The 20,255-nt window shown below is 72.1% G+C and carries 17 protein-coding genes; 12 read left to right on the forward strand and 5 right to left on the reverse strand.

The window, feature by feature from the left end:
- Positions 1 to 104 precede the first annotated feature (104 nt).
- From tsaB to recO, 5 genes are all read left to right on the forward strand, one after another.
- A complete protein-coding gene (tsaB, locus tag WMF19_RS09635; protein WP_437898813.1) occupies positions 105 to 926 on the forward strand; it encodes a tRNA (adenosine(37)-N6)-threonylcarbamoyltransferase complex dimerization subunit type 1 TsaB in 822 nt (273 codons plus the stop codon).
- Entirely contained in the window at positions 923 to 1,771 is an 849-nt protein-coding gene (locus WMF19_RS09640) for a Crp/Fnr family transcriptional regulator (protein WP_437328454.1), read from the forward strand. The genes tsaB and WMF19_RS09640 overlap by 4 nt, the downstream gene beginning before the upstream one ends.
- 216 nt (positions 1,772 to 1,987) lie before the next feature.
- Entirely contained in the window at positions 1,988 to 2,863 is an 876-nt protein-coding gene (locus tag WMF19_RS09645) for a tetratricopeptide repeat protein (protein ID WP_437898814.1), read from the forward strand.
- Positions 2,864 to 2,971: 108 nt separating this feature from the next.
- Positions 2,972 to 3,406, forward strand: coding sequence for a helix-turn-helix domain-containing protein (locus WMF19_RS09650; RefSeq protein ID WP_437328456.1), 435 nt, complete (start codon positions 2,972 to 2,974; stop codon positions 3,404 to 3,406).
- A 60-nt stretch (positions 3,407 to 3,466) separates the two neighbouring features.
- Positions 3,467 to 4,186, forward strand: a complete 720-nt coding sequence (gene recO / locus WMF19_RS09655; RefSeq protein ID WP_437898815.1) for a DNA repair protein RecO — start codon at positions 3,467 to 3,469, stop codon at positions 4,184 to 4,186.
- A 58-nt stretch (positions 4,187 to 4,244) separates the two neighbouring features.
- Here recO and WMF19_RS09660 read toward each other — a convergent pair whose 3' ends face one another.
- Positions 4,245 to 5,417 carry a hypothetical protein gene (locus WMF19_RS09660; protein ID WP_437898816.1) on the reverse strand — a complete coding sequence of 391 codons (1,173 nt, stop codon included), beginning with the start codon at positions 5,415 to 5,417 and terminating at the stop codon, positions 4,245 to 4,247.
- A 214-nt stretch (positions 5,418 to 5,631) separates the two neighbouring features.
- Here WMF19_RS09660 and WMF19_RS09665 point away from each other — a divergent pair, with 214 nt between their 5' ends.
- The gene (locus WMF19_RS09665; protein WP_437898817.1) at positions 5,632 to 6,051 is read left to right on the forward strand and encodes a hypothetical protein; all 420 of its coding nucleotides are present in this window, start codon (positions 5,632 to 5,634) and stop codon (positions 6,049 to 6,051) included.
- Between the two features lie 105 nt (positions 6,052 to 6,156).
- Entirely contained in the window at positions 6,157 to 7,059 is a 903-nt protein-coding gene (gene hemH / locus WMF19_RS09670; protein WP_437898818.1) for a ferrochelatase, read from the forward strand.
- A 16-nt stretch (positions 7,060 to 7,075) separates the two neighbouring features.
- On the opposite strand, the gene WMF19_RS09675 is transcribed toward hemH, so the two are convergent.
- Positions 7,076 to 7,894 carry an SDR family oxidoreductase gene (locus WMF19_RS09675; protein WP_437898819.1) on the reverse strand — a complete coding sequence of 273 codons (819 nt, stop codon included), beginning with the start codon at positions 7,892 to 7,894 and terminating at the stop codon, positions 7,076 to 7,078.
- A 259-nt stretch (positions 7,895 to 8,153) separates the two neighbouring features.
- Between WMF19_RS09675 and WMF19_RS09680 the strand changes: the two genes are divergently transcribed.
- Positions 8,154 to 10,967: a tetratricopeptide repeat protein gene (locus WMF19_RS09680; RefSeq protein WP_437898820.1), complete on the forward strand. Its 2,814-nt coding sequence runs from the start codon at positions 8,154 to 8,156 to the stop codon at positions 10,965 to 10,967.
- 908 nt (positions 10,968 to 11,875) lie between these two features.
- Here the strand turns inward: WMF19_RS09680 and WMF19_RS09685 are convergent.
- From WMF19_RS09685 to WMF19_RS09695, 3 genes are all read right to left on the reverse strand, one after another.
- Positions 11,876 to 12,514, reverse strand: coding sequence for a hypothetical protein (locus WMF19_RS09685; protein WP_437898821.1), 639 nt, complete (start codon positions 12,512 to 12,514; stop codon positions 11,876 to 11,878).
- Positions 12,511 to 13,851 carry an AAA family ATPase gene (locus WMF19_RS09690; RefSeq protein WP_437898822.1) on the reverse strand — a complete coding sequence of 447 codons (1,341 nt, stop codon included), beginning with the start codon at positions 13,849 to 13,851 and terminating at the stop codon, positions 12,511 to 12,513. Before WMF19_RS09690 ends, WMF19_RS09685 begins: the two co-directional genes overlap by 4 nt.
- Before the next feature lie 354 nt (positions 13,852 to 14,205).
- Positions 14,206 to 15,588 carry a sigma-54-dependent transcriptional regulator gene (locus WMF19_RS09695; protein WP_437898823.1) on the reverse strand — a complete coding sequence of 461 codons (1,383 nt, stop codon included), beginning with the start codon at positions 15,586 to 15,588 and terminating at the stop codon, positions 14,206 to 14,208.
- 319 nt (positions 15,589 to 15,907) lie between these two features.
- Here WMF19_RS09695 and WMF19_RS09700 point away from each other — a divergent pair, with 319 nt between their 5' ends.
- From WMF19_RS09700 to WMF19_RS09715, 4 genes are read left to right on the forward strand one after another with little or no spacing between them, the layout of a single operon-like run.
- Positions 15,908 to 17,047, forward strand: a complete 1,140-nt coding sequence (locus WMF19_RS09700) for a hypothetical protein (protein WP_437328465.1) — start codon at positions 15,908 to 15,910, stop codon at positions 17,045 to 17,047.
- Between the two features lie 30 nt (positions 17,048 to 17,077).
- Positions 17,078 to 18,472: a metallopeptidase family protein gene (locus WMF19_RS09705; protein WP_437898824.1), complete on the forward strand. Its 1,395-nt coding sequence runs from the start codon at positions 17,078 to 17,080 to the stop codon at positions 18,470 to 18,472.
- Between the two features lie 30 nt (positions 18,473 to 18,502).
- A complete protein-coding gene (locus WMF19_RS09710) occupies positions 18,503 to 19,273 on the forward strand; it encodes a hypothetical protein (RefSeq protein WP_437898825.1) in 771 nt (256 codons plus the stop codon).
- Positions 19,185 to 20,213, forward strand: a complete 1,029-nt coding sequence (locus WMF19_RS09715) for a peptidyl-prolyl cis-trans isomerase (RefSeq protein ID WP_437898826.1) — start codon at positions 19,185 to 19,187, stop codon at positions 20,211 to 20,213. Before WMF19_RS09710 ends, WMF19_RS09715 begins: the two co-directional genes overlap by 89 nt.
- Positions 20,214 to 20,255 lie beyond the last annotated feature (42 nt).

Raw genomic sequence — 20,255 nt, forward strand, 5'->3', positions numbered from 1 at the left:
ACCCCGTCGGACGGGCAGCGGCCCCAGCGCCTCGCTGAAGCTCGTTGCCCTTGGCCCGAGGTTCTGCCAGACAGCATCGCGGCTGCAACGTTCCCGAGCGCGCCTTGAAGCTCCTCGCCCTCTCGACCTCGACCCCGCGCGGCAGCGCCGCCCTCTTCGAAGCAGCGGACGTGGACCTGCACGCCAAGGCGGCGGCCCTGCGCGGCGGCGCCCCCTCCGCCGCCGGCGTCGCCGCGGCGCCGGCGGCCGGCGCGCGGCTGCTCGCGGCGACGAGCTACGCCGACGTGCACGGGCACGCGGAGCGCATCTTCGGAGCCGTCGACGAGGTGCTCGCTGCGGCAGGCATACCGGCCGCGGCGGTGCAGGCGCTCGGCTGCGACGTGGGGCCTGGCTCGTTCACCGGGGTCCGGGTGGCTGTCGCGGCGGCCAAGGGCGTCGCCCTCGCGCTCGACGTCCCGGTCGCCGGCGTCACCTCGCTCGAGGCGATGGCCGCCGCCGCCTTCGCCGCTGGCGCGGCGAGCCCCGGCGATCTGCTGGTCCCGCTGATCGACGCCAAGAAGGGTGAGGTCTTCCTGGCCGCCTTCGACGCGCCCTCGGCGGCGCCTTCGCTCCCGCCGCGACACCTGCCGCGCGACGCGGCGTTCGATGTCGTGGCCGAGCTCGCCGCGGGGCGCCGCATCGTCGTCGTCGGCGCCGTCGCCGAGGAGATCGAGGCGCTCCGGCCGCTCGCCGCGCGGGGCGACGCGCTGGATTTCCCCGACGCAACGTGGATCGGACGCCTCGCGATCGACCGGCTCCGGGCGGCCGCCGCGGGCGGCGAGCGCGGGTCAGCGGAGGCCCCGCATGATCCGGCGCTCCTGGAGCCGCTCTATGTGCGCGCGCCGGACGCGAAGCCGGCCGAGCTGGGATACACTCCGCCCCGATGATCAGCTCGCCTGAAGGGGACGGCGTCGTACCCGACGCGGAGCGCGAGGCCTCGAGCCCCAGCGACGCGGAGCGCGCTCCGCCGCCCGCCGCGGCAGCGGAGCCAGCTCGTTCTCCCTCCGTCCCCGCCGCGTCGCGCGACGAGCCCGCCGCGGCCTCCGCCCGCGTGGAGCCGGCCGAGTCGGGGCCTGATCCCGAGCGGCTCCGCGCCCGGTTCGGCCGCCCGTTCGAGGCCGGCGACGTCATCTTCCGCGAGGGCGAGCCCGGGACCGAGTCGTACCTCCTCGAGGAAGGGCGGGTCCGGCTCATCAAGAAGGTCCGCGGCGCCGAGCGCAGCCTGATGGTCCTGAAGCCCGGCGATCTGTTCGGCGAATCCGCCCTCCTCGGCGGCGCGGCGCGCTCGTCGACGGCGATCGCGCTGTCCCGCGGGGTCGCGCTCGCGCTCGATCAGGGCACGCTGCAGAACCTCGTCGAGCGCAACCCGGCCGTCGCGATGCGCATCATCAAGCAGCTCGTCGGTCGGCTCCGCGACGCGGAGGACCAGATCGAGATCATGATGCTCAACGACACGCAGTCGAAGGTCGTGAACGCGCTCCTCAAGCTCGCGCAGCAGTCGCGCGCCACCGGCGGCGCCGCCTCGAACGGGGCCTCGTTCGCGATCTCGCCGATGGAGCTGTCCACCCGCGTCGGCCTCGACGTCGACACGGTGAAGCGCGCCGTCCAGCAGCTCCGGGAGGGCCAGTACCTGCGCGTCGCCGACGAGCGCCTCGAGATCCCCGATATCGAAGCGCTGCGGAGGTTGTTCGGCCTGCTGGGTCTCAAGGACGAGATCCGTGGCGAACAGTGATGAGCAGGAACCGCCTGCGCCTCCATCCTACGCCGACCTGACGACTGCTGGAAGCCGAATCGGGATCCTGAGGACGCGCTGCGTCTTCCGGGGAGATTCGCGGGTTGACGTGACAAGCGGCCTGGTTTACTCAGGGGTCCCCGCAGGGCAGGCGAAGTCCCGTCCTGACAATGTGCCGCGCCGCGGCATCGTTCGGCAGCGGATTCAAGATCGCACATGACCTCGCAGCGACACAGGACAGCAGCGACCCGCGCGGGGTGCATCCGCGGCGCGGCCGCTGTCGTGTCGATGGGGTCGCTGCTGTCGTTTGCGTCGCTTACGTCGTTTGCGCCGCTCGCGCTCGCGTCGTGCGGCGGCGCGCAGCCCTCGGCGCAGACGAGCGACGCGCGGTCGCTCGCGGAGTATGATCTCGCGCGCGACTCGTTCCAGCGCGGTCGCCTGCGCGAGGCGCTGGCGCACGTCGAGGAGGCGCTCTCGCACGACGAGGACAACGCCGAGGCGTCCTACCTCGGCGCGTTGATCCTGCTCGGCTTCTGCGCGGGCGATGCTCAGTCCAGCGACTGTCGCTTCGACAGCGCCGAGAAGATGGCGCGGCGTGCCCTCGAGGCGAACCCGGAGATGCGGGACGCGAAGAACGCGCTGGGCGTCATCCTCGTGCATCAGCGGCGCTACGACGAGGCGATCGCGGTGCTCAAGCCGCTGACCGAGGACATCCTGTACGCCTCGCCGGAGAAGTCGTGGGGCAACCTGGGCTGGGCGTACCTGCTCAAGGGCAGGAACGACGAGGCGATCGACGCGCTACGCCGCGCGGTCGCCGCGCAGCCGCTCTTCTGCGTCGGGCAGTACCGGCTCGGCCTGGCCTACGAGAAGCGGGGCGAGCTCGATCTCGCGCGCGAGGCGCTGACGAGGGCGGTCGAGACCGACCAGCCGGAGTGCACGCGGCTGCAGGACGCGTTCGACGCGCGCGCCCGCATCGCCGAGAAGAGGGGGCTCGTGGACGACGCGCGCGCCGATCTCGAGCGGTGCCGGGAGATCGACGCGACGACGCCGGTAGGGCAGCGCTGCGCTGCACAGTTACAGACGTTGCAATAGGACCTCGGCGCGCCGCTTTCCGAGAAGTACCGCGGGGCGCGCTAGGGGGTTGAGCAACGGTTCTCAGGGTGAGTAGAGTGACGACCGAATGACGATGGGTGGAATGGGATGGAGTCGATCGGACGCTACCTGAGACGCACGCGTGAGGCTCGAGCCATGAGCGTGGAGGAAGTCGCCCGCGCCACGCGCATCCCGGTGATCTCCATCGAGCGAATCGAGGCAGATCATTTCGACGACCTGCCTGGCGAGGTGTTCGTTCGCGGGTTCTTGAAGGCGTACGCGCGCGCGGTCTCGCTCCCGATGGAGGAGGTGTTGGCCCGATACACGGCGAGCCGCCGGATCGCGCTTGTGACACCGCTGCCCATCGCGGCGCCCGCGCGCCGCACCCAGAGCAGGCGCTTCGGGGTCGCGATCGCGTTCGTGTTGTTGCTCATCCTCTTCACGCTGGCGCTCAGCATCGTGCTCAGGCCCCGCGGCCACGACATGCCGCCGGAGCTGTCGGAGGGTACCCGCGCGAGGGCGAGTACCTCCCTCTCGGTCTGAGGGCCAAATTTTCGCCGCGCGCTCGCGCGCGGTTCACGTCGTAACCCGCCGGTATCTGCCATGCCTCGATCGGTTCGCCCGCGGACGGAGCGCCTCCGGACCGGGGCGCTTCTGGTCCGGCGTGTACCTTTCGGTGAAGCCGATCTCCTGGTCGGGCTCTTCACCGAGCAGGGTGGGCTCATCTCTGCCACGGCGCGCGGCGCGCGCCGCTCGGCCAAGCGCTTCCCGGCGCTCGAGCCGATGCACCTGCTCCGCGTGACCCTGGAGATCCGTCCTGGCGCGGAGCTCGCCCAGCTCACGGAAGCGGCGATCGAGCGCCCGCGCCTGCGCCTCGCGGGGGATCTCGGGCGCCTCGAGGTGGCCGGGCGCGCGCTGCGCTGGGTGCGGGAGATCGCGCCGGCGCACACCGCCGAGCCGGCGGCGTGGCGCGAGCTGAACCAGCTGCTCGACCGCCTCGACGAGGTGTCCACGCCTCCTCCCCAGGCGCTGCTGGCGGAGACCGGCCTGCGCCTGCTCGTCGCTTTCGGCTGGGGCCTCGAGCTCACGCAGTGTGTCCGTTGCGGGCGCGCCTGCGACGCGACGCAGTCGGCCTGCGCCGACCCGGCGCGCGGCGGCCTCGTCTGCCGGGCCTGTGGCGGCGGCCCTGTCGTGTTGCGGCCGGAGCCGAGGGAGCGGCTGCTGGCAGCGATGCTCGGCGGCGCGCCGATCCCGGAAGAGGACGTCCCGCTCGCGCTCGACTTGGTAGAGGGCGCGCTCACCGCCCACGCGAGCGGCAGCTGAGCGGCGGCCGCCTCCTGTGCGGGTGGCCGCCGCTCGGCGGCGCTCTAGCGGTTCGGAGTCACGCTACGGCTCGCCAGAAGCGGGTCGCCGCGCGGGGGGCTTCGGGCGATCCCTCGATCTCCACGTAGGGCCGGCCGGGCGCGGCGCGTGGGAACGAGAAGCTGCCGGTGTTCGCGTAACCGTCGCCGAGCGCCTCGCGGTGCGTGTGGCCGAAGACGACCAGCTTCGCGCCTGTCGTCCTCGCGACGCGGCTGGCGCTCTCGGCCAGGCGCTCGGCGACCGTGCCGGCGTAGCGGTTGTGTCCGCTCGCCCAGCTCGCGCCCATCAGCAGCGCGCCGAGCCCGAGCGCCGCGGCGCCGGTCCCCCGCGCGCCGAGCCCGAGCGCCGCGATCCCGGCGCCCATCGACAACGTCGCGATCACGCGATCGAAGTACAGCCGCGTGAACGTGCGCGCCGCGCTCTCCAGGGTCGGCGTGGCCCCGAGCCCGACGAGCGCGTCTGCCATCGCGCGCGGCACCCCGAGCTCGTGCGCGAAGCGCTCCATGGCCGCGGCCCCCACCGCGGCCTCGCCTTCCGCGCGGTAGAGCGGGCCGCTCTTCAACATCGCGCCGATCGCCGCGTGGAAGTAGCGGTAGATGACGTAGGGCGCGCGAGGGCCGTACCAGGTGAACGCCGACAGGAACAAGCTGAGCGGCGTCTGATCGTTCGCCTGCAGATAACGGTGCGCGCCGGTCGGCGCGATGAACTCCTCGACGAAGTGAACGCCGAGGCTGCGCTCGCCGACCACGAGCGGGTGAGCCGGGGCGTTGTCCGGATCGTAGAGGTGGCCGTGCTCGAAGTGGATTGCCCCCTCGCGGAAGAACCAGGGCGTCGTCCGGATCCGCGACCGGGCCTCGCCGGTCACCTCGAGCGCCTCCGCCAGCGCCACGGGGAAGTCGGGCGCCCCGACCTCGGCGTCGTGATTGCCACCCGCCAGCCAGAGCTCGCCGCCCCGGTCGAGGTGCTCGGCGAGCGCCGCCCGCGCGGTCGGGTGCGCGCGCAGCGCCTCGCGCAGCGCGCGTGGCCGGGGCATCCAGGGCGACTCGGAGGAGAGATCGAACAGATCGCCAGCGACCACGATGCGTGCCCCCCGGTGGGCCTCCACGAACCGGGCAAGATCGGCGGTCACGTCGCGCGGCGTCTGGCGCACGAGATGGAGATCGGCGAGCACGACCGTGCGGCGCTGCGTCATAACCTTCCTTATTCATCACGTCCGCCCGGGCGCTGCAACTCGCCGCCGGCCGCGCGATCTCGGCTGGTGGCCCTGTGGAGGAGGGCTGCCCACCGAGCTCAGCGCTGGTCTGTCGCATCCGTCACCGCTGCCGGGATGCAGCCCTCCGTCACCGTCGCCGCGCAGCCCTGGCACGGGCTCGACGCCTGCGCCGCTGCGTCCCATGCAAGCGTGCATGGAAGGCTCGGCGCGGACGCGACCCTCGGCCCAGCGGGTGAACGGTGGACTGCTCGCAGAGATCACCCGTGCCCTGGGGGACAAGGACATCGAGGCCCTCTCCCAGATCTACGCGGAAGACGCCGTGATCGAGGAGGTGAGCAGCCGCGATCCGCCGGCCCACCCCAGCGTCACCCGCGGGAGGCAAGCGATCATGGAGCGGCTCAAGAGCGACCTCTTCCGCGATCCGGTCTCGGACTGGGAGCGCCAGCTCGATTCGACGGAGATCCTGGATGGAATCGAGACCGATGAGGGGCTGGCGTACATGGAGGTGCGCGTCTATGCGGCCGGCGATCGGGTCGTCGCGCAGCACCTGGCCCGCAAGAAAAACGGCCTCATCGGCCACGATCGCGTCCTCGTCGCCTGGGACGCGGACTGAGCCAGCGCCGGCGAGCGGCGGTGCCGCCCCACGCGCCGTCGAGGGCCGCCTTGCTTGCGCGGCGAGGGCTGCGCTGCTCCCGCGGCGGCGATGTAGAGTGGCGCCGTGACCACCGCCGTCCTCCTCAGCTGCCACGGCACCGTCGAGCGGCTCGACGATCTGCCCGCATTCGTCACCAACATCCGCCGCGGCAGGCCGGCCCCGCCGGAGGTGATCGACGAGGTCCGCCGCCGCTTCGAGGCGATCGGCGGCTCGCCGCTCATGCGCATCACGCAAGCCCAGGCGGACGCTCTCGCCGCGAGGCTCGGTCTCCCGGTCGCCATTGCCGGGCGCCTCTGGCACCCGTATCCGGCCGAGGTGCTCGGCGCGCTCCACCGCAGCGGCGTGAGGCGCGTCGTCTCGCTGCCGCTCGCGCCGCAGTCCGTCGACGTCTACCACGCCGTCGTCCGCGACGCGGCCGCCGAGCAGGGCGGCATGGAGGTCCGGTGCGTGCCCGCGTGGGGGCTCGAGCCGGCGCTGATCGACGCCTTCGTCGAGGTGATCGACGAGGCGCTCGCGCGCGTCCCCGAGGAGGGCCGGGCGAAGGTGGCGGTGATCCTCTCGGCCCACAGCCTCCCGCAGCGGATCATCGCCGCCGGAGATCCGTACGAGCGCCAGTTCCGAGCGATGGCCGCCGAGGTGGAGCGCCGCATCGCCCCTCGCGGGAACCCGGTGCTCGTCGCCTTCCAGAGCCAGGGCATGACCGGCGACGCCTGGCTGGGTCCGGATCTGCGGTCGACGTTCGCCGGCCTCGCCGCGCGCGGCGTGCGGGAGGCGCTGATCGCGCCGATCGGCTTCGTCGCGGATCACGTCGAGACCCTCTACGATCTCGACGTGGAGGCGCAGGTATTCGCCCGTGAGGCGGGCCTCGCGCGGCTCTTCCGGGCGCCGGCCGTGAACACGCGGCCGCGCTTCATCGACGCCCTGGAGGCGCTCGTCCGGCGCGAGCTCGCGCAGGCCGCGCCGTAGGCGGCGCCGCGCCGGCTCAGCGCTCGCCGCTGACGCGGCGCTTGCGCGGGAGCCTCGACACGGTCGCGCGGAGGAGTCCCGGGGCGTGCCTCGAGAGCGACACCCCGAGCTTGCCGTGGGCGGTGACGACCACCTCGGCGCGCCGCGCGACGATGCCGTCCATGATCTGTCGCGCCGCCGTCTGCGCCGGCATGACGAGCCAGCGCGGCACGGGATCCTGGGCGCCCTCGTGCAGGTTGCCCGCGTTGTCGATCTGGCGGATCTCGCTCGCCACGTACCCCGGCGCGACATGCGTGACCGCGACGCCCTCGGCGCGGAGCTCCGCGCGCAGCGTCTCGGCGAGGGCGCGCACCGCGAACTTGCTCATCGTGTAGGCGCCCACCCCGGGGACCGCGAGGTAGCCGAGGACGCTGCCGACGAGCGCGACGCCGCCGCGCGATCGCTTGAGCTCCGGCAGCGCGGCCTTCACGGTGCGCAGCGCGCCGAAGACGTTGGTCTCGAGCTGCCGGCGGAAATCGTCGAGCGCGAGATCCTCGACGCGTCCCGCCACGCTGAACCCGGCGTTCGCGATGGCGATGTCGATCCCCCCGAACGCCTCGCTCGCCTGCGCGACGGCGCGCTCCACGTCGCCGTCGCGCGTGACGTCGCACGGGGTCGCGAGCGCATCGCCGCCGGACCGCCGGATCTCCGTCTCGAGCGCCTCGATCCGCTCGGTCCGCCGCGCCGCGAGGACGACCCGGCCGCCGCGCCGGGCGACCTCCCGGGCGAGGGCCTCGCCGATGCCCGACGACGCGCCCGTGATGAGAACGACCCGACCGGCGAGCTTGCTTGCCATGGCCGCCCGCATACCACGATCGCGGGAGCGCGCGCTCTAGCGCGCCCTCGCGCGCTCGCGCATGCTCGGCCTCTCGCCGCTCGGTCGCGCCGGCGGCGTCGGTTACGATGGCCTCTCCCGGCTCGACCGGGCGCCGCGTCTCAGCGTAGGTTTGCGTTCGTTTTGCGAATGTTTGCGTTCGTTTTGCGTAGGTCTGCGTTCGTTTGCGTGCGGTTGTGCACGATGACGAACGGTCGCGCATCGTTGCGCACGGGGTGACATGCGAAGCCACTCGATCCGCCGCTCTCTTGCCGCTCTCCTCGTCGCCGCCGCCTGCGCGGCCCCCGCTCCCGCCTCCGGCGAGCCGCCCCCCTCGCTTTCGCGCGTGGAGGCGCTCCTCGCGCAGGGCGACTACGCGGAGGCCGAGAAGGTCGTCCTCAGCCTCCAGGGCGGGAAGGAGCGCGCCGCGGCGCTGCTCGCGAAGGCGCGGATCGAGCTGCTCACGGGACGCTACGACGACGCGGCGAAGACGGCGAAGGCCGCCGCCGCGCTCGGCAAGGAGGCGCGGATCGCCGCCGCGCCGCTCCGGGCCGAGGCGCTCGCGCGCCGCGGGAAGATGGCCGAGGCGATCGCGGCGGTGCGCGAGGTGGAGCGGGAGGACGACGCCCGCCGCGCGCGGCTCATGCTCGGCGAGCTCCTGATCGAGTCGGGCAAGCGGGGCGAGGCGCGCGCGCCGCTGATGACGATCATCGACGACTACAACGACGACAAGATCACCGCGAGCGACGCGGAGGGGCTGTCGCTGGTCGGGCGCGCGGCGCACCTGCTCCGGAGCGCGCGCGACGCGAACGACGCGTTCAACGCGGCCGAGAAGGTGGGCGGCAAGCAGCGCGTCGAGACGTTGCTCTGGCGGGCCGAGCTGTTCCTCGACAAATACGACCCCGGCCACGCCGGGCAGGTCGTGAAGGAGGCGCTCAAGCTCGCCCCGAAGGATCCGTTTTCCCGCGTCGCCATGGCGCGCGTCAAGCTCGAGAGCGCGATGGACTTCGGCGGCGCCGACAGCGAGGTCGCGCAGGCGCTCTCCGTGAACCCGAACCTCGCCGAGGCCTATTTCGTCCGCGCCGGGCTCGCGCTCCGCGACATGGACATCGACGCCGCGGACGCTGCAGCCGACCGCGGGCTCAAGGTGAACCCGAACGACCTCGAGCTGCTCTCGATCAAGGCGGCGGGCCGCTTCCTCGCCGACGACGCGGCCGGCTTCGAGGCCATCAAGGCGAAGGTGCTCGGCCTGAACCCAGGGTTCTCGCGGTTCTTCCAGATCGTCGGCGAGTTCGCGGAGTGGGAGCACCGCTACGACGACATCGTCAAGATGATGGGGGAGGCGACGCAGGTCGATCCGGACGACGCGAAGGCGCACGCCACGCTCGGCCTGAACCTGATCCGCGCCGGCGACGAGAAGAGCGGCGTGCTCTCGCTGCAGAAGGCGTGGGACAAGGACCGCTTCAACGTGCGGGTCTTCAACACGCTGAACCTCTACGAGAAGGACATCGCGACGCAGTACGTGACCGTGGAGGGGCAGACGTTCCGCGTCCGCTACCACAAGCAGGAGCGGGCGATCCTCGAGCGGTACGTGCCGCGCATGCTCGAGGAGGCGTGGGGCTCGATGGTGAAGCGGTACGGCTTCACGCCGAAGGTCCCGGTCTCGATCGAGCTCTACGCGTCGACGGAGAACTTCAGCGTCAGGACGAGCGGCCTGCCCAACGTGGGCATCCAGGGCGTCTGCTTCGGCCAGACGCTCGCGGCGCTGAGCCCGGCGGCGGGGGAGTTCAACTGGGGGAACGTGCTGTGGCACGAGCTCGGGCACGTCTTCGCGATCCAGCTCTCGAAGAACCACGTCCCGCGCTGGTTCACCGAGGGGCTCAGCGAGTACGAGACGATCGTGCGGCGGCCCGAGTGGCACCGCGAGGAAGATCCGGCGCTGTTCGCCGCCCTGAAGGGCGGGAGGATCCCGGCGGTCGACGGGTTCAACCGGGCGTTCACGCACGTCGACAACATCGAGGACGTGACGATGGCTTACTTTGCGGCGAGCCAGATCGTGGTCTTCATGGCGGGCGAGTTCGGCTTCCCGAAGGTGGTCTCGATGCTGCCCCGGTGGGCCGCGGGCAAGCGGACGCAGGAGGTGGTGAAGGAGTCGCTCGGGATCAGCGCGGAGGAGCTCGATCGGCGCTTCCGCGCGTGGCTGAAGCCCCGGCTCGAGCGCTACGAGAAGCAGTACGTCCCGGATCTGCACGCGCCGCCGCTCGACGAGGCGCGCAAGGCGGCGGCGCGCGCTCCGAAGGAAGCGAAGCGGCTCGTCGAGCTCGCGCTCGCGCTGTTCGAGGACGGGCAGCGCCAGGAGGGCGAGGCGGTGCTCGCCGAGGCGCTGCGGGTCGATCCGAAGCAGCCTGACGCGACCTACCTGAAGGTGCGGGCGGCCTTCGCCGAGAAGAAGCCCGACGAGGCGGCGAGGCTCTTGAGCAAGATGATCGCCGACGGGAACGACGGCTACGTCGTGCGGATGAAGCTCGCCGATCTCGCCGAGCTGAAGAAGGACGCGGCGAAGATGAAGGCGAACCTCGAGGCGGCGTCGCGCCAGGATCCCACGCAGGCCGAGCCGCTCCAGGGGCTCTGCGACCTCGCGCGCCGGCAGAAGGACGCTGCGGGCGAGCTCTCGGCGCTGCGCCGGCTCGCGCTCCTCGATCAGCACGATCGCCGTGTCTGGCGGCGGCTGCTCCGGCTGCTCGTGGAGCGCGGCGCGTGGGAGGAGGCGCGCAAGGTCGGCGAGGGCGCGATCTTCGTCGACGTGGCAAACCCGGAGATCCACCGGCTCTATGCGCGGGCGCTGGCGCGCACGGGGCGGCACGTGTCGGCGATCTACGAGCTGAACAGCGCGCTCCTGTCCGGGTCGAAGCCGGGGGATGCCGCGGAGATCTACGGGGAGCTCGCCAAGGCGTACGCGAAGATGAAGCGGGACGACTACGCGAAGCAGGCGCTCGAGTACCAGAAGGCGATGAAGGGCGCGTCGCCGCCTGCGCCGCGGGCGATGCCGGATTGAGGTTCGGGCTCGGGGCTCGGGGCGAGGTGTGAGCGGGGAAGGGAGGGCGGAGATCCCGGCTGCACGCGCCGGAGGGGGTCTCCGCGCGGCAGGGCGCGGGTGGGCGCTCGGCCATCCGCCGAGGCGGGAGCGCGGAGCTTGCGCATGGACCACCGCCCGGCATGTCTCCCTTCGGGCCTTGCCACCCGGGACGTTTCGTCGCGCGCCACACAAGGCGCGCCTGAAACGTGGAGCCCTCGGGGACCTTATGGCACCTCGGTCGGTGCTCGCCGCGCCCACCCGCGCCCTGCCGCGCGGAGACCCCCTCCGGCGCTCGCGTGGTGCCGGATCGAGCTGCCATGCGCCAGGGCTGACAACCGCAACACAACGCTCCCCCAGCCTCGCGCTCGACGAGCACGGCTTGCCCTCGGCAGACCGGAAACGGTTCCGGAGAGGCAGCTGGGAGCCCCCGAGGAACCGGAGACGGTTCGGGGGAGGCAGCTGGGGAGCCCCGAGGAACCGGAAACGGTTCGGGGGAGGCAGCTGGGAGCCCCCGAGGAACCGGAGACGGTTCGGGGGAGGCAGCTGGGGAGCCCCCGAGGAACCGGAAACGGTTCGGGGGAGGCAGCTGGGAGCCCCCGAGGAACCGGAGACGGTTCGGGGGAGGCAGCTGGGGAGCCCCCGAGGAACCGGAAACGGTTCGGGGGAGGCAGCTGGGAGCCCCCGAGGAACCGGAGACGGTTCGGAGGAGGCAGCTGGGGAGCCCCCCAGGAACCGGAGACGGTTCGGGGGAGGCAGCTGGGAGCCCCCCAGGAACCGGAAACGGTTCGGGGGAGGCAGCTGGGAGCCCCCGAGGAACCGGAAACGGTTCGGGGGAGGTAGCTGGGAGCCTCCGAGGAACCGGAAACGGCCCTACGGCGCAGCAGCAGTCATGAGCCCGAGGTTCCGGCTTGCGTAGAGCGCGGGGCCCCGTCACTAGCCACCGGCTCGGCGGCTGCTTGCTCCCGCTGCTTCCGCACCGCGCGCGCAAGGAGGGGCGCCCAGTGTGCGAGGCCCTCCAGGCTGAGCTTTCCCTCGCAGTACATCCGGTACCACTGCTGCCGGAAGTCGACGACGCTCTCGCCATCGCCGAGCTTGAGCCGCTTCAGCATGGTCTGCGCGCGATCTCGGAACTCGGGCGGGCAGCGATCGGTGAGCACCATCTGGCACGAGGGAAGGATCACCTCGAACCAGCCGTCTCCGACCTCAAATGGATCCAGCACCTGATCGGAGCGGAGCGCGCTCTTGCTGCTGTTGATTGATGCCGTCGCGTAGCGGAAGTTGCTCCACTCGTAGGCGAGGCTGGGATCTTCATCGCGCGAGACGAAGTGGTCGACGGTCCCCGGGGCCGAGAGCCACATGGCCGTGTAGCCGCACAAGCCCTTGAAAGCTGCCTGAAGGTCGCGCGCAGCGCGCCGCCAGTAGTCCGGCATCCTCTTGGCGGCGCCCTCGGCGAGCCACCGCTGGCCGGGCTGTCGCACTCTGATATCGAAGTCCGCGGGCTCAGGCGTGCGCTCGAACGGGATCATGCGCCCGCCCGCTCCCGACGCACGATCCAGCGCGGCCAGAAGCGATCCTGATCCGGCAGGAGGCGCACGAGCTCCCGATGGATCTCCTCCTCGCTCCTGAGCCCCTCCGGTAGCGCACCGGTCTCGCCGCGCATGAGCGCCTCTGCAGCCTCGATGGCGCGCTCCGCCTCGATCGAGCGCGCCTGCTCCAGGCCGAACACCGGGGAGGTGAGCCACCCGATCGCGTCGCCGCGCTTCGCCCAGGGGAGCTCGCGGACGGTCACGTCGGCGCCGTCGAGCTCGAACACGAACAGCTTGTCCCTAGCCGGCTTGAAGTGCGGCTCCATCGATGCGAGCACGAGGGGCGAGTGCGTCGTCAGCAGCACCTGCGGGCGCATCGAAGGGGAGAGCCCGCTCAGCACGCCGAGGAGCGCCGGGACGATGTGGCGTTGCCACTTGGGATGCAGGTGCGTCTCGGGCTCCTCCATCAACACGACGATACGGTCCGAGGGCTGCCAACCGATGAGACGTGACGCCTGCACGTGCTCCGACCAGGACCACGCGATGAGGTAGGAGAGCGCGAGGATCCGCTTCATCCCGGCGGACGCGTGGACGATGGGGATCGTTCCGTACGGCAGCTCGACGGTCGGGAACTTGCGAACGTCGTCCAGGTAGAGCCGCACCGGCTTGCCGGGCTTCATCGTCTCCTCAGGATGAGAAAGCTGATCGAGCACGCGGCAGAGGAGCTCGAACGGGTGAGCCCCGTCGTTGTCCGCCGCCTCGAGCTGCCACGTCACCCAGTCCTGGACGAGCCCGTTGCAGACGGGTTTGCCCTCGTGAACAAGCCCGTCCCAGAGCTGTCTTTCCTCGAAGAGATAGGGCTGGGGATCGGGCGAAGGCGACGACGAGAGCCGGTACAGAGCGCTGCCCATCGAGGGAATATTTCGACAGGGATCCCAGACGGAGCACGCGCCATTCGTACGGACGTGGAGCACCGGGACCAGGCCGCGCACCCACGAAGATATGACCACCCCGGAAGGAGTATTGGTCCAGCTGCGGCCCATGTCGCGACCGAACCTGTCGCGCCACTGCTGAGCGACACGATCGTACTTGCTTTCGAACTGCTCGAACTCGGTACCCGGCTCGGCTTCCCCGGAGATGCGTGCGCTCGCTTCTTTACCCGGCTGCGGCAGCACCGGCCGCTCCGTCCACGTTCCGGTGAGCGCCCACCAGGCGACCTCCAGCACGAAGCTCTTGCCGAGCCCGTTGTCTCCCGTGAGCACGTTGAGCCGCTCGCCGAGCTTCAAGTCGAGCTGGTCGGCCGGCCCCACTCCTTCCAAGTGCAGCGATCGCAGCATCTTGGTTCCGCGTACCACACCCATCGCGGTCCAGGCCATGCGTCGTCCGTCCCGTCCCGCGTCGCCACTCCCGTAGCGCCGAGGGGAGGGTCTGCGCGGCGGCCGGGGGTGGGCGCGATCGAGCACCGACCGAGGTGCCATAAGGTCCCAGCAGGCTCCACGTCTCAGGCGCGCCTTGTGTGGCGCGCGACGAAACGTCCCAGGTGGCAAGGCCCGAAGGGAGACATGCCGGGCGGTGGTCCATGCGCAAGCTCCGCGCTCCCGCCTCGGCGGATGGCCGAGCGCCCACCCGCGGCCGCCGCGCAGACCCTCCCCTCGGCGCGGCCTCCCGGCAGGGCCGCCTCCCTTGGCGACCTACTCGTCCTCCGCCTCGCCCTTGTCCCCCCGCAGCCCGAGCGCCTTGAACTTCTTGTACAGGTGGCTCCGCTCGAGCCCGAGCCCGCGGGCCGTCGCGGCCATCTGCCCGCCGTGATGGCCGAGCGCCTCCTCCAGGATGGTCCGCTCCGCCTCCTCCGCGAGCACCCGGAACGGCACCCCCGGCCGGAAGAGCCCGCCCTTCATCGCAGCCTGCTGTCCCCCGAGGCAGACCTTCACGTCGCCCTCGTCGATCGTCTCGTCCGGCGTCAGGATCACCAGCCGCTCGATGATGTTGCGCAGCTCCCGCACGTTCCCCGGGAAGCTGTAGGCGACAAGCATGCTCATCCCGCCGTCCGTGAACGCCATCCCGGGCCGATCGTTCGCCTGCGTCGCGAGCGCGAGGAAATGCCGCGCGAGCAGCGGCACGTCCTCGCGCCGCGCGCGGAGCGGCGGCAGCGACAGCGGCAGCACGTTCAGCCGATCGTAGAGATCCGGCCGGAACTGCCCCTCCCGGCACGCCGCCTCGATGTCGCGGTTCGTCGCCGCCACCACGCGCACGTCGACCTTGATCGTCTCGTGCCCGCCCACGCGCTCGATCTCCCGCTCCTGGAGCACCCTGAGCAGCTTCGCCTGCATCGCGAGCGGCATGTCCCCGACCTCGTCGAGGAACAGCGTCCCGCCGCTCGCGCGCTCGAACTTCCCTCGCCGCTGCTTCGTGGCGCCCGTGAACGCGCCGGCCTCGTGCCCGAACATCTCGCTCTCGATGAGCTCGCTCGGGACCGCGGCGCAGTTCATCTTCTCGAGCGGCCCGCGCGCCCGCTTCGACGCGCCGTGGATCGCGCGCGCGACGAGCTCCTTGCCGGTGCCGCGCTCGCCCGTCACGAAGACCGTCGCGGTCGCCTTCGCCGCGCGCGCGATCTGCTCGCGCAGGTCGAACATCGCCCGGCTCTCTCCGATGAGCTCGCCGACCTGGCCGGTCTGCGTCCGCAGCGCCTTCGCCTCGGCCTCGGCGCGGACGAGGCGCAGGGTGTTCTCGAGCACGAGCAGCAGCCGATCGGTCGAGAGCGGCTTCTCCAGGAAGTCGATCGCCCCGAGCCGCGTCGCGCGGACGGCGGCGTCGACCGTCGCGTGGCCGCTCATCATCACGACGGGCAGCTCCGAGCCGGCGACGCGTATCCGCTGGAGCAGCTCCACGCCGTCACCGTCGGGCAGCGAGACGTCGAAGAGCGCGATGTCGTAGCTCCGCTTCGCGAGCTTCTCCTCGGCCACCCCGACGCCGCCGGCGACGTCGACCGTGTAGCCCTCGAGCGACAGGGCCTTCTGGAGGGTCGTCAAGATCGCCCGCTCGTCGTCGAGCACCAGCACATGTCCGCGCGGCATGTTTGCCACCGTAGCGCGGAACCGCCGCGGCCGATGCCCGCCGGCTGCGCGCCGACGCTGGAGCGCGGAGCACCCTGCCGGAGCGCGGGCGCACTCCGCCGGAACCAGTGCATGGAACGGGCGTGGAGAGTGCGTCGAGCGCGCGTCGGCGGCGGCAAGAATCCATGGCTGCGACCCGACGCGTGAGGCGGCATGAGGCGGCGTGAGGCGGCGTGAACACCGCGCGCTCCGGGACCAGCGACGCAAGGCCCGCTTCCGCGCCGCTGCGCGTGGAGAAAGGGGGATCCGGCTTGCGCGCGCTATGGTAGCTTGGCCCAGGATGTCTCCCGACGGTCTCGCGACGGCGGAAGGAGATCTGGAGCGGACGCCGTTCGCTCATCTTTTCGTCTATGCCGTCGAGCATCGGCTGACCGGCGCGCTCATCCTGGTGGAGCCCACGGGCGCCGAGCACACGCTGCGGATCGTCCGGGGGAACCCCGTGAAGATCCGTCCGAGCGACGGGTACGCCCGGCTCGGGGAGATCCTGCTCGAGGAGGGAGTGATCACCGCCGAGATCCTGGCGGAGGCGCTCGCGACAAGGGGCCTCCTGGGGGACGTGCTGCTGCTGTCGGGGTGCGTCGATGCCGCGACCATCGACTGGCTTGCCCAGGTCCAGTTCGTGCGGCGGATGATGCGCCTGTTCGATCTGCCTCCGGAGACGAAGTACCGTTACTTCGACGGCCTCGACGCGCTGGCCGAGTGGGGGGGAGATCCCGCGAAGGTCGATCCCCTCGCGCTGCTCTGGACGGGGCTGCGCGAGCACGGCGAGCGCTCGACGCGCCTCCAGCGGACCCTGGAGCGGATCGGGGCCGTGCCCCTCCGGCTGCACCCCGCCCTCGAGCCCGGCCGCTTCGGTTTCCGCGAGGGCGAGCTCGCCGTGATTGAGGCGCTGGAGAGCTCCACGCCCACGCTCGCCGCGCTCCTCCGATCCGGGGTCGCGCCGGAGCCCATCGTACGCAAGCTCATCTACGCCCTGGCGATCACCCGCTATCTCGATTTCGGGACAGGCGGACCCGTGGGCGCGGAGCTCTCGTCGAGCGTGCCGCCCGCGAGCGCGGCGAGCCTGTCGCTCGGACGCGTGCAGCTGCGCGCGACCGTCCATCGTGTGGGCGCGGCGGCGCCGGATCCGGCCGGCGACGGGGAGCGCGCGCCGGTGCTCGCTCGAGGTCGCCGCCGGGATCGTTCTTCCTCGGAGCCGTCGCCCGTGTCGACCGTGTCGAGCGTCACCGGCGCGTCCCCGCTCAGCGGAGGCTCGCTCTCCGCGGCCGTGGCCGCCGAGCTCGCCAGCGCCGCCGGCCTCGACGTCGGCCGCGCGGCGGGCGAGCCGTCCGAGACCGACAGGGATCGCGAGCCGTGGGGATCGCTCGCTCCGGCCGACGAGGGCGCCGCCGGCGGTCGGTCGCGTCCCGAGGACCCCTGAGGCGAGCCACCCGCTATATAGGCCGCCGCGATGCCTGCGCCCGCGCGACGCCTGCTCCCCGCTCAGGTCCACCTCCCCTCCGGCGGCGTGGCGCGCCTGTCGGACGCCGCCGCGCGCGCTCGCGCTTCCTCCGTCTTCGGCGCTCCCGCACGCCGCGGCGTAGAGCGCGCGGTCATCGGCAGGTGCGCGCTCGACGTGCAGGTCCTCGCGGGCCCGTCGGTCCTGGCCGATGCGCGCGGCGTGCCGCTGGATCCTCTTGGCCTCCCGCTCACCGATGCCCATGTCCTGCGCGCGCTCCTCGCTGCGGCCGGCATCGTGCCCGAGGAGCCAGGCGCCTACACCTGCGAGAACTGCAGCGCCCCGTTCGAGGTCGCTCCGTCGAGCCTGCTGGAGATCGGGCCGTTCACCGACGGCGAGCTCGACGATCCAGAGCTCGATCGCCCGTTCGACTTCGGCGTCTCACACCCGATCCCGGCGCTGCGCGTGGGTCGCGCCGTCTGCCGCGCCGTACGCCTCGTGGAGCGCACGGTCGAGGAAGCGATGCCGCTCCTCCGCCTGCCCGCCGACGGCGTCCTCCGCATCACGCCGTCGCTGGTGGTGGCGATGGGGATCGCGGCGCTCGGCCGCGAGCGCCGCGCGCCGGTGATCGCCGACGCGCTCGCCAGCGCTCCCGACGAGGCGTGGGGGGCGATCGTCGACCTCTACCACGAGGCGCGCTACCCCGCGCGGCTCCTCGCCGTCTACCGCTGCCAGGGCTGCGGCGCCCGCAACGATCTCGACGTGCCGCTCGAGCGGGAGCTCGCGCGCGCCCCGCTGCGCGCTGCTGGAGTGGACGGAGCGGACGCGGACGAGCTCGGGGAGCCCCGCTCGACGCGGGCAGGGACGAGGGCTCGGGCGAGCGCCTCGAGCGCCTTTCCGGATCTCGACGGCTTCGAGGAGCGCGTCCGCGCTGCGGCCGGACGCATCTACGAGGCCCGCGGCGTGCGGAACATCGATCTCTTCATCGACGCAGGGGTGCCGGCCTGCGACGACGGAGGCGAGCCGTTGCTCGGATGCTACACGCCCGGGACACCCGCGGATGCGCTCGGGATCGCCCATCCTCCGGAGATCCGGATCTTCTATCGGACGTTCAGGTCGGAAGCCCGCGAGGATCCCGGCTTCGACATCGACGCGGAGATCGAGGAGACGATCGACCATGAGGTGACACATCACCTGCACCATCTGGCCGGCAGCGATCCGCTCGACGACGAGGAGCACGAGCAGATCGCGCGCGAGCAGGTGCGCCGGGTGGGCCACGCCGAGGCTGTGCGGCGCGCGCGGCGCGGCGCCTTGTCGGACGTCGCCGGCTTCGTGCGCGCGACGTGGCCGGCCTGGCTGATCGCCGCCGTCGGAACGGCCCTCGCGTGGTGCGCAGGGGGGCGCTGACGTCCAGCGCCGCGCGGGGCGAGCGTGACCGTGCGCCCGCCGCTTTCTTCGAAGCAGGAGGATGAGCTGTCTATACTGCTGGGACAGCAAGAAGATGTGCCGGGGAATACCGGCTCCTCGAGCGCCGCTGTGCTCTTGCCGAGGATCGTGAAGACGAAGAGCTCACCGGCCGGCACGGCCGGGTCCACCAAAGCGCCACGTCCAGCCAAGCGGGGTGGCGGTGCGCAGAACCGCCGGGGAAGTCCGGATGCGGTCGAGAAGCGCCGGGCCGCGCGCCGGTTCAACGAGCTGCTCCTGGGCGGCGGCGGCCGCGCCGGAGACGGCCGTACCGAGCGCCGGCGCCGGCGCCTGCTCGCCGAGCTGGCCGAGGGGGTCGCGCGGCGAGGCAAGCGTGCGCTCAAGCCGATCGACGTGCTATCGCGCGTCGAGGAGCTCCTGGAGCTGGGCGAACCGCTCGCCTCGATCCGCGAGGCGTACCCGCCACCGCCCCCGGTCGAGGTGACCGCCGAGCTCGTGGAAGGCCTGAAGCACCTCCACCGCGCCTACGGTTTCTCTGCGGACGTGTACCGGTTCGTCGGGCTCGACGCCCACGCGCTGCGGAAGGCCGGGGTTCTGCGGGGCGGGGAGCGCGGAGGCGAGCGCGGCGTGTCCGCCGAGGGAGCGCCGCGGGGCGGCTTGACCTTGCCTGCCGGCGCGGGGATAACCCGCTCCGATGCGCGCGAGAACGCTGAAGCTCCCTCTCGGCGCGGCCGCCATGGCGGTCGTGTGCGCGGCGTCGACCGGCCTGTCGCTCCGCGCTGAGGCCCAGCCAGCGGCCGCGGCGGACGTCCCGGTGGCGCGCGTCGGCGACGCGGCGATCACGGCGTCGGAGGTCGAGCGCAGGCTCGCGCAGGTCCCGCCGTTCCAGCTCCAGACCTTCGGGCGCACCCCGGACGAGATCCGGAAGAACTTCGTCAGCCAGGTCCTCGTGCGCGAGCTGCTCCTCGCCCAGGGGGCCGCCGCGCAGAAGCTCACGGAGCGCGCCGACGTGCAGGATCGCGTGCGCAGCGTCCTGCGCTCCGCGCTGCTGCAGCGGATCCAGGCGGAGGCGGCGACGAGCTCTCCGGTGACGGACGAGGAGGTCCGTGCCTATTACGAGGCGAACCGCGACAGGTTCAGCTCCCCGGCGATGGTGGCGCTCTGGCGCATCCTCGTCGCGACGCGCGGGGAGGCCGAGGCGATCCTGGCCGAGCTGAAGAAGGACCCGTCACCCCAGCGTTTCAAGGAGATCGCGCGCGAGAAATCGCTCGACAAGGCGACGAACATGCGCGGCGGCGATCTCGGCTTCGTGGCGTCCGATGGCACCACGGCCGAGCCGGGGCTGAAGGTCGACCCGGGGCTCCTCTCGGCCGCCGCCGGGGTGAAGGACGCGGAGCTCGTGCCCGAGCCCGTGCCCGAGGGCGATGGCTTTGCCGTGCTGTGGCGGCGCCAGAGCAAGAAACCCGTGAGCCGCTCGCTCGAGCAGGAGGCGCCGTCGATCCGTCAGATCCTCGCGCACGGCAAGGCGGAGGCGCAGGTGAAGCAGCTCCTCGATTGCCTGCGAGCGCAGGACGTATCCGGTCACGCCCCCGAGCTCGTGGACCTCATCGACATCACGTCGACGGGCGATCTGCAGCCGAAGAAGCGCCCGGGCACCCTCGCGAGCGGCCGGCGTCCAGGCGCGCCTCCGCCCTCGCCCGCGCCGCGCCAGGACATGCGCTGAGGCGGCCGACGCGCACGGACGTGCGCTCGCCATCCTCGGCGG

The sequence above is a fragment of the Sorangium sp. So ce124 genome (assembly GCF_051525235.1).
GTDB lineage: Bacteria > Myxococcota_A > Polyangia > Polyangiales > Polyangiaceae > Sorangium > Sorangium atrum.